This is a genomic window from Mycobacterium sp. HUMS_12744610, from assembly GCF_041206865.1.
In the GTDB taxonomy this organism is placed as follows: domain Bacteria; phylum Actinomycetota; class Actinomycetes; order Mycobacteriales; family Mycobacteriaceae; genus Mycobacterium; species Mycobacterium servetii.
Genome location: NZ_JBGEDP010000001.1, coordinates 3595408 through 3608277, shown reverse-complemented (window position 1 = coordinate 3608277; position 12870 = coordinate 3595408). Strand labels below are relative to the sequence as shown.

9 protein-coding genes and 2 pseudogenes are annotated in these 12870 nt (G+C 64.5%); 8 read left to right on the top strand and 3 right to left on the bottom strand.

The window, feature by feature from the left end:
* Positions 1 to 10 precede the first annotated feature (10 nt).
* Positions 11 to 355 (bottom strand): helix-turn-helix domain-containing protein, encoded by a 345-nt coding sequence (locus AB8998_RS17340; RefSeq protein WP_369738996.1) that lies wholly within the window; start codon positions 353 to 355, stop codon positions 11 to 13.
* Between the two features lie 96 nt (positions 356 to 451).
* On the opposite strand from AB8998_RS17340, the gene AB8998_RS17335 reads away from it, so the two are divergent.
* The 5 genes and pseudogenes from AB8998_RS17335 (at position 452) to AB8998_RS17315 (ending at position 5462) form a co-directional block, all read left to right on the top strand.
* Entirely contained in the window at positions 452 to 1594 is a 1143-nt protein-coding gene (locus AB8998_RS17335; protein ID WP_369738995.1) for an SGNH hydrolase domain-containing protein, read from the top strand.
* Between the two features lie 163 nt (positions 1595 to 1757).
* A pseudogene (locus AB8998_RS17330) lies at positions 1758 to 2205 on the top strand (Gfo/Idh/MocA family protein); the annotation flags it as partial.
* Positions 2206 to 2403: 198 nt separating this feature from the next.
* The gene (locus tag AB8998_RS17325) at positions 2404 to 3366 is read left to right on the top strand and encodes a class I SAM-dependent methyltransferase (protein ID WP_369738994.1); all 963 of its coding nucleotides are present in this window, start codon (positions 2404 to 2406) and stop codon (positions 3364 to 3366) included.
* Positions 3367 to 3508: 142 nt separating this feature from the next.
* Positions 3509 to 4442: pseudogene (locus tag AB8998_RS17320) on the top strand (transposase); the annotation flags it as partial.
* Between the two features lie 39 nt (positions 4443 to 4481).
* Positions 4482 to 5462, top strand: a complete 981-nt coding sequence (locus AB8998_RS17315; RefSeq protein WP_369738992.1) for a Gfo/Idh/MocA family protein — start codon at positions 4482 to 4484, stop codon at positions 5460 to 5462.
* Between the two features lie 55 nt (positions 5463 to 5517).
* Here the strand turns inward: AB8998_RS17315 and AB8998_RS17310 are convergent, their stop codons facing one another.
* On the bottom strand, positions 5518 to 6360 hold the full coding sequence (locus AB8998_RS17310; RefSeq protein WP_369738991.1) for an alpha/beta fold hydrolase: 843 nt from the start codon (positions 6358 to 6360) through the stop codon (positions 5518 to 5520).
* A 197-nt stretch (positions 6361 to 6557) separates the two neighbouring features.
* Between AB8998_RS17310 and AB8998_RS17305 the strand changes: the two genes are divergently transcribed.
* Together AB8998_RS17305 and AB8998_RS17300 are read left to right on the top strand one after the other, a co-directional pair.
* Positions 6558 to 7940, top strand: coding sequence for a nucleotide sugar dehydrogenase (locus tag AB8998_RS17305; protein WP_369738990.1), 1383 nt, complete (start codon positions 6558 to 6560; stop codon positions 7938 to 7940).
* A gap of 48 nt (positions 7941 to 7988) precedes the next feature.
* Positions 7989 to 8990, top strand: coding sequence for an NAD-dependent epimerase/dehydratase family protein (locus AB8998_RS17300; RefSeq protein ID WP_369738989.1), 1002 nt, complete (start codon positions 7989 to 7991; stop codon positions 8988 to 8990).
* Between the two features lie 48 nt (positions 8991 to 9038).
* Here AB8998_RS17300 and AB8998_RS17295 read toward each other — a convergent pair whose 3' ends face one another.
* Positions 9039 to 11219 carry an acyltransferase family protein gene (locus tag AB8998_RS17295; protein WP_369738988.1) on the bottom strand — a complete coding sequence of 727 codons (2181 nt, stop codon included), beginning with the start codon at positions 11217 to 11219 and terminating at the stop codon, positions 9039 to 9041.
* Between the two features lie 369 nt (positions 11220 to 11588).
* Between AB8998_RS17295 and AB8998_RS17290 the strand changes: the two genes are divergently transcribed.
* Positions 11589 to 12869, top strand: a complete 1281-nt coding sequence (locus AB8998_RS17290; RefSeq protein ID WP_369738986.1) for a glycosyltransferase — start codon at positions 11589 to 11591, stop codon at positions 12867 to 12869.
* Position 12870 lies beyond the last annotated feature (1 nt).

Sequence of the window (12870 nt, the reverse complement as noted above, 5' to 3'; positions counted from 1 at the left end):
ACTCGGCCACTTAGCCCCAGCGCCCTTTTCCCTCGACCAACGTCAGCCGCACGGCCATCTCCTTGAGTGCCTCGGACAGCCGCGCGTTCTCGGCCTTGGCGGCATCGAGTTCGTAGTCGCGTTGGCGGGCCGCCGCGCCTGGCTTGGCTGCCGCCAGCGTGGCCAGCGCACCTTCCTTGGCGATCGTGCGGACGCGCATGATCGTCGTGCGATCCACCTGATGGTTGGCGGCGGCCTCGGCGATCGTCACCTCCTGGCGTACCAGCTGCAGCCATATCTCGTACTTCTGCGACGGGCTCAAGAACCGCTTCGGGCGACGGTGCGAGCGGTCGCCACCAGAGTTTGCTTCGGACATGATCAGATCCTCCAAGAGAGCTCGGAGAACCCGTCGGATGTCGTCTGATCGACACACCGATCTCTATCGCGAAGTCAGACGCAAAACACACCCTTGGTGGGTCATGCCTTCTGGCTTGCGCTGGCGGGGATATCGATTTCCCTCGGGCTGGCGGTGCTCACCCTGCGCTTCATCGAGAACCCGCTGCGATTCGCCCCTTCTGTATGTCGGTCGGCTACTCGCAGTCTCGCGCTCGGCGGTGGCGCCACTGCAGTAGTGGTCTGTGTGGGCGTGGTGTTTCTGGTGGTGCTGCCACACCCAGTCGGTCGCGGCCCGAAGGCTCCAACTCTGACTGTCACTGTGGCGCCTCCACCCGCGGGCTCTGGCATTGACGTGTTTGACGCGACTGTGCGGAATACGTTTTCGCAGGTGCAGGCCGCGGTCGCGGCATCGGTTGCACTGAGAGCCGTACCGTCAAATCTGGACCCACCGCTTGCCGGGCCGCCAAAATTATCGTTCTTCGCCCCCGAACGCTGCCTTCTCAGCTTTTTCGAAATCAGACAGACTGACTGCGCGATGGGTGACACCACCTCGCCGATTACGCTGGCCCTGGTCGGCGACTCGAACGCTGAAATGTGGCGCCCTGCGCTCCAGCAGGTCGCCGAGCTGCGGCATTGGCGGCTGGAAACCATGGCCAAAGTCGCCTGCCCACTGCTCGACCTGCCAATTCGCAACCCTGTTTTTGGCCGGGAGTACACCGAGTGTGAGCAATGGGGCGGTCAAATCACCGCCCGGTTGCGCGATGAGCACCCTCGGCTGGTCGTGCTCAGCGCAATGCGGCGATACGGTGCCCAATACGGTATGACGCCATACGGCGCAGCCTGGGTGGACAGCCTGACCCGCGAAGTGCTCGAGCTGCGCGGCACCGGTGCGCAAGTGTTGGTGCTCGGGCCGATCCCGGATCCGCATGTGCAGGCGCCGTTCTGCCTGTCCGGCCACCTCGATGACGCAACGGCCTGCTCGTCGGCAAGATCGACGGCGGTCAACGAAACTGGCATGGCAGCCGAGTCGGCCGCCACGAAAGCCGCCGGCGGATATTACGTCGACCTCACCGGACTGTTCTGCACCGCGGACCGCTGTCCGGTCATCGTCGGCAACACACTGGTGTATCAAGACCAGAACCACGCGACGGAGAAATATGCCCGGCTGCTGGCATCGGTGATCGGGGCGCTGGTCGACCGCATGCTTGCGCGCGGCTGACGACGGGAGGGGGCTCGTTGATGAGGCTCAGCGCCAGCAGGTTGAGCCACGACGTTCTCGATCGAGATCCCCCAGGCGGCCACTGTTAGTAGCGCCCTCAGTGCCTGGACGCACCGCCGCCCCGGTGTGGATCGGCATCCTGGGCGCGTCGCGCTGGGCGCCGATGACGCTCCTCGCCCCGGCGAAGGACAACACCGCGGTCGTCGTGGCGGCGGTGGCCTCGCGCGACGTGTCTCGCGCCCGGGCCTTTGCCGCCAAACACGGCGTCGACCGGGTTTATGACGACTACGCGGCGCTGATCGCCGATCCAGAGCTGGACGCGATCTATAACTGGTCTATAACCTGCTGCCGACAAGCGCGCACGGCAGGTGGACTCGGGCCGCGCTCGACGCGGGCACGCATGTGCTGTGCAAAAGCCGTTCACCGCCAATTCCGCCGAGGCCCGCGAGGTCGCCGAATTGGCCGTCAACTCGGATCGGGTCGTAATGGAGGCGCTCCGATACCGCTACCCGTTGACTGCGCGTGTTGGGCAGATCATCGCGTCGGGAGAGCTCGGCAAATTGGAGCGGGTGGAGATTGCGATCTGCGTGTTACTGCCCAAGCGCTCCAACGCCAACGCCTATGTTCGAACGATCAATAGCGGTGAATCGACAACGTCCGTGCTAAGCTGCATCGCGAGCGAGTAGTTGTCTTTGATAGTTCAGAGCATCATGATAGCGGTTCGGGACGAAGCTTGGCCAGATTGCAGTGATGGACTCATTTCGAAAAAGGAGAGGCGGTCACCCCGGTTGAGCAATGATATGATGCGCATGGTTGAGAAAAAGATAGTGGCGATAGTCGACATTATCCTTGCCCCATTTGTCTTTATCGGCGCAGTTTTGCTCAAATACGTCAGAACGGTCGGGGTTGAACAGCTTCCGTGGTGTAAAGCCATGCTTTTGCGCGCTGGCTGTTTTCCAATTAGGGATCATTACCACGAACCTGCTTTCCGCAATGCGCCGATCAGCGAGCTTTTATCGGCAGAGCGGGCCCTGCCGGGAATAGACTGGAACATCGAAGAACAGCTGCAGCTTCTTTCCTCTTTTTCGTACGCTACCGAGCTCGCCACTTTGTCAGGGACGAAGATTGGTGGTCGTGAATTCTACATTGATAATGGCGCCTTTGAATCGGGAGATGCCGAGTACTGGTACAGTTTGATTCGGTCGAAGAAGCCGAAGCGGATTATTGAGATCGGTAGCGGCTTTTCGAGCCAAGTTGCGCGCCGGGCGCTCGACGATAACAAGCGCGTCGATCCGCATTACTCATGCGAACACATCTTGATAGAGCCTTACGAGAATGACTGGCTCGAAAGCCTAGGCGTCACAGTCATCCGGGAAAAAGTTGAGAATTGTGACTTACAGATGTTCAAGGAGTTGGGTGCAGACGACATACTGTTCATCGACTCATCGCATGTGATCCGACCCCAGGGTGATGTCCTGTTCGAGTTTTTGGGAATCCTTCCCGTGCTCAACAATGGTGTAATTGTTCATATCCATGACATTTTCTCTCCAAGGGATTATCCGAATGCATGGGTCGTCGACAAAGTGCTTTTCTGGAACGAGCAATATCTGCTCGAAGCTTTTCTAACGTCCAACACGGAATGGAAAGTGATAGGGGCTATCAACTTCCTTCGGCACCATTATTACGAGGAATTGAAAGAAAAATGCCCCTACCTAACGGAGGGCCGCGAACCGGGTTCTTTCTACATTCAGAGAATCGGCGGTGAATCTTGATGCAACCTGGCGTGTCATCAGCATAACCATATTTGGTGCATTGTCGGCTACCCGAGAAGCGGTGAGGAGTTCTATAGCGATTGTGCGACGTCGCCTGGATGGTTTGGGATTAATCCGGCTCTTCACAGTTGAGGGTGTAGAGGTGCTGTGGGCCCGGGAGCGCTTCGGGGCGCAGCTGGGGTGGGCGATCGAGGACTGTCGGCACCTCTCAGTGCGGTTGGAACGCGATCTGTTGACCGCCGGCCAGCAGGTGGTGCGGATGCCGCCGAAGCTGAGGGCTCAGGCCTGGGCGTCCGCACGCACGAGGGGTAAGCCCGATCCTATCGACGCCTTGGCGGTCGTGCGGGCGTATTTGCGCGAGCCGGACCTTCCGTCGGCTTCACACAACGAGGTGTTGCGGGAGCTGAAGGTGTTGGTGGATCGCCGCGAAGTCCTTGTCGGCCAACGCACTGCGACGATCAACCGGCTGTTGTGGCGGGTGCACGAGCTTGATCCCGCTCATGTTCCTAGGGCCGGCTCGCTGAACACGGGCAAACATCAGGGCACCCTCGCGGACTGGCTGGCCATCCAGCCCGGCCCAGTCGCCAAGCCGGCCCACGAGGAGTTGACCGACGTAATCCGGCTCGTGGCCGCCATCAAGGAGCTGGGTAACCGCATTGGTGAGCGGGTCCGTGCCGTCGCTCCGGCGCTGCTGGCTCTGGCGGGCTGTGGGAAGCTGACCGCGGCCAAGCTCGTGGGCGAGGCAGCCGGGGTTACGCGGTTCAAATGCGAGGCCGCCTTCGCCCGCAATGCCGCGTGGCGCCCATCCCGGTCTGGTCAGGCAACACCGCCGGCCGATCCGCATGACCCGCTCGGGCAACCGCCAACTCAACGCCGCCCTGCACCGCATCGGCGTCACCCAGATCCGCATGGAGACCAGCCTCGGGCAGAGCTACTATCCCCGCCGCCTCGCCGAAGGCGACTCCACCCGAGAGGCGCTGCGTTGTCTCAAACCCCGACTGGCCCGCGTGGTCTTCGGCCACCTACACACCGATCACATAACCCACCAAACCGCTTGCCAACCGGCAGCGGCCTGAAATAGGAGAAACTCAGTGCCTGGACGCACCGCCGCCCCGGTGCGGATCGGCATCCTGGGCGCGTCGCGCTGGGCGCCGATGACGCTCCTCGCCCCGGCGAAGGACAACACCTCGGTCGTCGTGGCGGCGGTGGCCTCGCGCGACGTGTCTCGCGCCCGGGCCTTTGCCGCCAAACACGGCATCGACCGGGTTTATGACGACTACGCGGCGCTGATCGCCGATCCAGAGCTGGACGCCGTCTACAACCTGCTGCCAACGAGCATGCATGGCAGGTGGACTCGGGCCACGCTGGACGCGGGCAAGCATGTGCTGTGCCAAAAGCCGTTCTCCGCCAACGGGGCCGAGGCCCGCGAGATCGCCGAACTGGCCGGCAAGTGCGATCGCGTCGTGATGGAGGCCCTCCAATACCGCTACCACCCGTTGACCTCGCGCGTTGAGCAGATCATCGCGTCAGGAGAGCTCGGCAACCTGGAGCGGGTGGAGATCGCGATCTGCGTGTTACTGCCCAAGCGTTCCAACGCCAACGCCTATGACTACTCCCTTGCCGGGGGTGCGCTCATGAATACCGGCGTTTACGTGGTCGACATGGCTCGCACCTTCGGTGGTTCGACCCCCGACGTCGTGTCAGCACGGGCGAAGCTGGACGCTCCTCGGGTGGACCGGGCCATGATGGCCGAGGTGCGGTTCGCCGGCGGGCACACGGGCTTGCTGCGCTGCGCGCAGTGGTCGTCGGATCTGTTTCGGGCAAGCGTCACGGCGATCGGCGATCGCGGTCGCCTGCGTTACCGCAGCCCGGCGGCGCCACATCTCATCCCTCGGCTCTCGATCCGCTCGGCTGACGGAAAGCGCGTGGAGCGCTTCCCGCGGCGCAGCAGTTACGCGTATCAGCTCGAGGCTTTCGCCGGGGCGGTGCTGCGCGGGGAACCGGTGAAGACGACGCCGCAGAGCGCGATCGAGAACATGACGGTGATCGACGCCATCTATCGCGCTGCCGGCCTCCCGCTCCGCCAGCCATCCTGAACGCTGATCCGTTCGCCGGTTAGCGCGCCGGATCACAAGCAGCATGCCGCGTCGATCAGCGACGACACGGATTCGGCAGTCTGATCTGGGGCGGCAGGGCGCAGTCGGTGAGCCAGGCGTCGACGGTGCGCGCGAAGAGGTCTGGATGGCGGGTGGGCCAGTCATGGGGCATGCCGATCGCGACCCCGTCGACTCCGTTGGGCATTTGCTGCGCGAGCGCCGCAGCCAAGCGCCGTACGACTGGCAGTTCTTTGCTGCCGGTGACGAACAAGGTGGGCGATTCCGATTTGGCGAGCCCCTTGGGGAGGGTGAACCCCGCGGCGGCCATGGTGACGTCGGCGAGCTGCCCGCTGGTGATGAGACGGACGTCCTCGAGATACTCGTCGATGTGGGCCGAGGGGACTTTTGCCTGCCAGGACGTCCGGTAGCGGCTCACCATCCAGCGGTACATCGCGTTCCGGGCGGGCAGCGCCAGCAGTCGCCGCGTGAACTTGACGAACGGCAACGTGTTGACGAACGTTCCGCACAGCACCGCCCGATCAACGAATTTCGGCTCGGTCGCCAGCAACTGCACCCCCACTTGGGCCCCCAGCGACCAGCCCACTACGTGCGCACGGCCTGTTGTTACCCGGGAGCCGATGAGTTCGGCGACCGCGGTGGCGGCTCGGCCCATCTCGAACGGTCCCAGCTCGAAGCTCTTGCCGAAGTGGGGCAGATCGGGGACAAGGCAGTGATATTGCTGCACGCGCTCGACGATCGGCTCCCAGGCCCAGCCGCTCGCGTACGCGCCGTGAAGAAAGACGACGGCAGGCGCCGCCGCCGGACCGGATTCGCGTACGAACAGGTCCATAGCAGCATTATGAGGCGTTCCCCTCCAGCGCACCGCATGATTGCCCACCTCGGCGCTGGTCGGACCTATTCGCGTTTGCCGGCCGGGTCGCCGTGGCGAAGGGTCATCGCGGCCCTGCCCCGAAACTTCCGGATCTCAGGTCTATTGCACTGGTGTTGGATTAGACTTTCGACGGTTAGCGGGGTGGGAGGTCGCCGCTGTCGATTCACAGAACGCGCACGGGGGACTGAAGGGCTGGTTCCGCGATGGCTGAAGGCGTGTTCGGACGCAGCGACGCCGAGATCGACCTCCTGGTGCGTGGCATGCGGTCGGGCATCGCGGTGGTGGGCTTCGGCTACATCGGCACGGTGATCGGCGCCGTGCTGGCCGATCGCGGCTGGCCCGTGACCGGGATCGACGTGCGAGAGGCCGTCGTCGACGAGATCAACCTGGGCAAAAGCACCGTGCCCGAGCCGGGGCTGGGCGAACTCGTCGCCAACAGCGTGCGAATGGGTCGGCTCCGCGCCACCACCGATTTCGGTGCGCTCGCCGACAACGACTTCGTCATCGTGACCGTGGGTACGCCGCTGGGCCCGGACTTCGAGCCCATCGTCGACGACATCAAGGCGGCGGCGCGGGCCGTGGGCGAGCACCTGCGCGCCGGCCACCTCGTCATCCTCAAGAGCACAGTCCCGCCCGACACCACCGAAAAACTTGTGCGGCCGATCCTCGAAGAGACCTCGGGGCTGGCGGCCGGTGTCGACTTCGGGTTGGCGTTCTGCCCCGAGCGGCTTGCCGAAGGCCAAGCCATCCGCGAGCTGACGTCGATCCCCGTCGTGGTCGGTGCTGTCGATGAGCGCAGCGCCCGCGCCTGCTCCACACTGTGGCGACATGCCCTGGGAGTGGACTCGGTGATCGTCGACGATCCCCGGACCGCCGAGATGGTCAAGCTCGCCGACAACCTGTGGGTGGACCTCAACGTCGCGCTGGCCAACGAGCTGGCCAAGGTGTGCGACCGGCTCGGCATGGACGCGCTGCAAGTCATCGAGGCGGCCAACACGATGCCCAAGGGTGGGCGTGATGCGAACATCTTGCGCCCGAGCATGGGTGTGGGCGGCTACTGCCTGACCAAGGATCCGTGGTTCGTCAACCATCTCGGCCAGTCCGTCGGGTTGGATCTGGCCATCCCGCGGACGTCGCGGACCGTCAACGACACGATGCCCGCCTACACCTACGGGCTGCTCACCCAGCTGCTTGCCGATCAGGGCAAGGCGGTCGAGACCAGCAAAATCGCGGTGCTGGGCATCGCGTTCAAGAACAACACCGGCGACTGCCGGCTCACCCCCACCAAGTACGTTCTCGCCTTGCTCGAGGAGTCCGGTTGCCAGCTGTCGGTCCATGATCCGTGGGTGCCGGACGAGGAGGCCCACACGGTGACGAAGATCCCGCTGACCCCGGACATCGAATCGGCGGTCAAGGATGCCGACGCCCTCGTGGTTCTCGCGGGGCACCGGGAGTTCCACCAGATCCCGCTGGTGCGCCTCGCCGAACTCACCGCGGCCGGGTGTGTGTTCCTGGATGGACGGAACAGCTTTGACCCGGCGGCGGTGCGCGCCGCCGGCTTCGTCTACAAGGGGATCGGCCGGTAAGCGGCCGACAGCAAACATCAACCGCTAGTTGGAAACGAAAGAGCAAACATGTCCAATGTCGTCGTGACGGGCGGCTACGGCTTCATCGGATCGCACTTGGTCTCGGCATTGCTGGACCGCGGGGACTCGGTCACGGTGTTCGACTTCGCCAAGAACACCCGCGACACCAGCATCGACTTCGATCGGCACCCCAATTTTCGGTTCGTGCAAGGCGACGTCACCGACCTGGGCGCGCTGGAACAGGCCCTGACTGCCGGGGTTGACACGGTTTTTCACCTGGCCGCCGTCGTCGGTGTCAAAAACTATCTCAACGATCCGCTCGGTGTTCTCGACGTGAACGTGATCGGCACGCGCAACGTCCTGCAGCTCAGCCAGCGGCGCGGAACGCGTGTGGTGTTCGCCAGCACGTCGGAGGTGTTCGGAAAAAACCCCAACCCGCCGTGGGCCGAGGACGACGATCGTGTCCTGGGTTCGACGAGGACCGCGCGCTGGAGCTACAGCACCAGCAAGGCCATGGCCGAACATCTCGTGTTCGCCATGCATTCCGCCTACGGGCTGCCCGTGACGGTGGTGCGCTACTTCAATGTGTATGGCCCGCGGCAGAATCCGATATTCGTGATCTCGCAGAGCATTCACCGGATTCTCAACGGCCGCCCCCCGTTGCTCTACGACTCCGGTGAGCAGACCCGGTGTTTCACCTACATCGACGACGCCATCGCCGGCACCCTGCTCGCCGCCGACAGCGACGCGGCGATCGGTGAGGCCTTCAACATCGGCAGCATGACCGAGACGACCATGCGTGATGCCGTCGACCTGGCGATCAAGATCGCGAACGTCGATGCGGTGTCGAGTGCCGAAGCTGTGGACACCGCGGCGCGCTACGGGGGCCGCTACGAGGACATCCCCCGTCGCATCCCGGACTCGAGGAAGGCGCAGCGTGAGCTGGGGTGGCGCTTACGGGTCGACGTCGAGGAGGGGATCCGGCGCACCATCGAGTGGGCGCGGGCCAACCCCTGGTACCTCGAAGAGCCCGCTGCGCATCAGGCGTAAGGCTGCGAGCAGTCGTATGCGGGACCGCTTTCGGCGCCCCGCAACGTGTCAACCACTGGCGAGTGCGCGGTCGGTCAGCACCCCCATCACCGGTGCCAACTGCCGGGAGTACTCGCGCGTCAGGTGGGCCTCGTCCAGGTAGACCAGGGTGTTGCCCACGATGGCGGGGCAGCGGTCGGCGGTGCAGAACAGCTCGGTGAGATCGGAGTATTGTCCGCCGCCGGTCTTGGTGGCGGCGATTTCGGCCGCGATGCCGGCTTGGTTCACCGCCTTCGAGGTCGGCGGAGAGCAGGCCGTCGCGTCATCGAGGTGGGCGGCCAGGCAGTCCGGCGCTATTGAAAGCGGATCTGGGATCGGCCCGAGGACGAGCAGCTGCGCACCGGTGTCGCGTAGCCTTTTTACCAGGCGGTTCAGGCTGTCGATCCACGCCGGATCGTATGACTTGAAACCCGCTTTAACAACGGCGCTGCCGTAAATGCGCGTCATACTGAGCACTATGAGCCGCGGACGCTCGGCTTGTAAGCGTGCGGTGATCTGACCCCGCCACTGGTCACACTCGGTGTAAGCCCGGTCAACGGCGGTGTTGATGGTGGGCAGGTCAAGCAGCGGGCAGGCGCTCTTCGTCATGGTCTCGAGCCGCCAGTGCCGCTCGGTTGCGACTTGTTGAAACGCCGGGTTCCACATCGCAGCATCCGAGTCGCCGACCAGAGCCACGGTCGTCTTCGAGGTGGTATCGCCCGATGTGCACTCCGGCTGTCCGACTTCGAATAAATTGCGGAGGCAGCCGTGCAAGTACAGGGCCCGAAATTCGCTTGTGACGTCGGCAAGCGGCGGGCTCAGGTTCGAGGGGACGGATTTCAGGTTGGCTGATGCCGCGACCGCCGCCTGCACTTGCGCGAATGCTTGCTGTACCGCCGCGTCGTAGGCGTCCATGCTGGAACCGGTGGGCGGGGCGGCCGCGGTGATAGTCAGCGCTGGAACCGCCGGCCCGCGGCCGACCGGGACAGGCATCCATACCAGGAGTGCCACGCCGACACCGGCTGCGATCGCGGTGGCCGCGCCGCCAACGGCGAGACTGCGGTTGGCCGACCGGCGCAGGGCAGGGGCGAAGCGCAGCGGGTTCTCGATGAAGCGCAGAGTCAAGAAGGCCAGCCCAAGGGAGACCAAAACCGCGGTCAGCCTTTGCTCTGGGGAACCGGCGATCGCTGACGGGGGTACCACCTGTAGCAACGGCCAGTGCCACAGATACCACGAGTAGGACACCCGGCCGATCGCGCGCATCGGCCGCACTGCCAGGACGCGTCCCACTCCCTGAGCGGGTGCGGCGCAGCCCGCGCCGATCACCAGTGCCGCACCCAGCACGGGCAACAGCGCGGCGGTACCCGGATAGGGCGTGGCCGGGCCTACTAGGACGCAGCCCAGGACGATCACCCCCAGGCCCGTGCATCCCGCGATGGCGGCGGCCACTGCCGGGAGTCGGCGCCACTGGCCGGCGGTCAGCGCCACCAGGCCCCCCACGGCCAACTCCCAGGCCCGGGTGGGCAGGGAAAAAAACGCTACGGGCGGCAGCACGCGGGTGAACACCAGTGACAGCGCAAACGACGCCGCCGCGACCAACGCCAGGACGACCAGATACGGGCGTTCCGAGGAGGCGGCCAGGGCGTTGGTGCGCCGCTGCGCACGCCGGATCAGCCACGCCGTGCCGATGATCAAGGCCGGCCACACCAGGTAGAACTGCTCCTCCACGCCCAACGACCAGTAGTGCAGGAACGGCGACGGAACGGCGTCGGCGAGATAGTCGACGCCTTGGAACATGAACCGGTAGTTGGCGACGTACAACGCGCTGGCGATGCCGTCGACGAAGACGCTCCGCGACTGCAACACCGGTGACAGGAAGGCTGCGCCGATCATGATGACGACGCCGACCGCCGCCGACGCCGGGAGCAGTCGGCGTGCCCGCGCCCCGTAGAACCGGCGCAGCCCGACGGTTCCGGTGCTACTCGCCTCGCGCCAGAGCAGCCCTGTGATCAGAAAGCCCGAGATGACGAAGAACACGTCCACGCCAACAAGCCCACCGCTCACCCCAGTTACGTGGGCGTGAAACAGGACAACGGCCAGCACCGCGATGGCGCGCAGACCCTCGATGTCAGGGCGAAATTCCTTGTGTGGCGTTTGCCGGCGCAGCACCTCATTGGTAGGACTGACGCTGTCGGCCTGCCGCACGGTCACCTACCTAATGAGAGGAGGAGTGCTTCGAGTCGAGGCATTATCACACACCTGTTCAACACGGCTCGGCCGAATCCTCAACTACTTGCACATAGGCCCGCTCTCGGGCGAACAAAAGTTGTCGGTCAAGATCGCCGCCATTCCGCCGCACGACAACGGGCAGATGACGAATATTTGCGTCACAGCGGCTGAAGGACAGTCCAGGGACTCTGCCGCGATGGTCCGGCGTGTGGGCCGCTCGCCTAAAAATTCCGCCTTCCGGCTCGATAGCGCGGTTACCGGGTTATGCTGCTGGGCGTCTGAGCCGGGTATGCAGGCTTCCGCTTGAATTCCCAGAATGCGCACGGGCAGTGAAAGGCTAGGGTTTCGCCGATGAAATTTGTGCTGGCAAACTGGGGAACTCGCGGCGAAGTCGAGCCCTACGTCACTGTCGGCCGCGAGCTGGTGCGCCGCGGGCACGAGGTGCACATGGCCGTAGCACCCGAGATGGTCAGCTTCACCGAGGCCGCCGGGCCCGCGGCGGTTGCCTACGGACCGGCGTTGAAGGCCATCCTGGACCCGCACCGCGATTTCTGGGCGGGTTTGTTCACCCACCCGTGGAGGATCCGGGAGCTGGGCAAGTTGTCGGCCGAGTATTCGCAGCCCCTCATCGAGTGTCGTGCGGAGGTGAGCGCAACGCTGACGTCGCTGGCGGACGGGGCCGACCTGTTGCTCACCGGCATGAATTACGAGGATGACGCGGTCAATGTCGCAGAGCACTGCGACATTCCGCTCGCCACCCTGCATATCTTCCCGCTGCGGGCCAACGGCCAGCTCCTGCCGTTTCTGCCGGCTCCGTTGGCGCGCTCGGCGATGAAGCTGGTCGACTGGGCGGCTTGGCGAGGAGGGAAGAAGGTCGAGGATGCGCAGCGTCGTGGCTTCGGGTTGCCGGAAGCAACACGGCCGTGGCCGCGCCGGATCACCGAACGCGGATCGCTGGAAATCCAGGCCTACGACGAGGTGTGCTACCCCGGGCTGGCGGCCGAATGGGCGAAATGGAATGCACAGCAGGTTCCCAAAAGGCCGTTCGTCGGTGCGTTGACGATGGAGTTGCCGACCGATAACGACGACGAGGTCGCGTCGTGGATCGCCGCGGGAAAACCGCCGATCTGCTTCGGCTTCGGCAGCGTAGGCGTCGAATCTGCTGCCGACACGCTTGCCATGATCAGCTCGGCCTGCGCGCGGCTAGGCGAGCGGGCGTTGATCTGCGCTGCCGGGACCGACTACAGCAACGTCTCCCACTCCGAGCACGTCAAGGTGGTGGGCGTGATGAATTACGCGGCGGCCTTGCCGGGCTGCCGCGCGTTCGTGCACCACGGCGGCTGCGGTACCACCAACGCGGGCCTGCGCGCGGGATTGCCGACGTTGATCCTGTGGACGCTGCCCGACCAGGGACTCTGGGGAGCGCGGGTTAAACGACTGAAAGTCGGTACTGGGCGTCGCTTTTCGGCGACCACCGAGGAATCGTTGGTCGCGGACCTGCGCACGGTCCTGGCGCCGCAGTGCCTTACCCGTGCGCGTGAGCTTGCTGCCCGGATGACCAAAGCCGCCGATAGCGTGGCGACCACCGCCGATCTGGTGGAGAATTTCGCTCGCCTCAAGCGGGTTGGCTGAG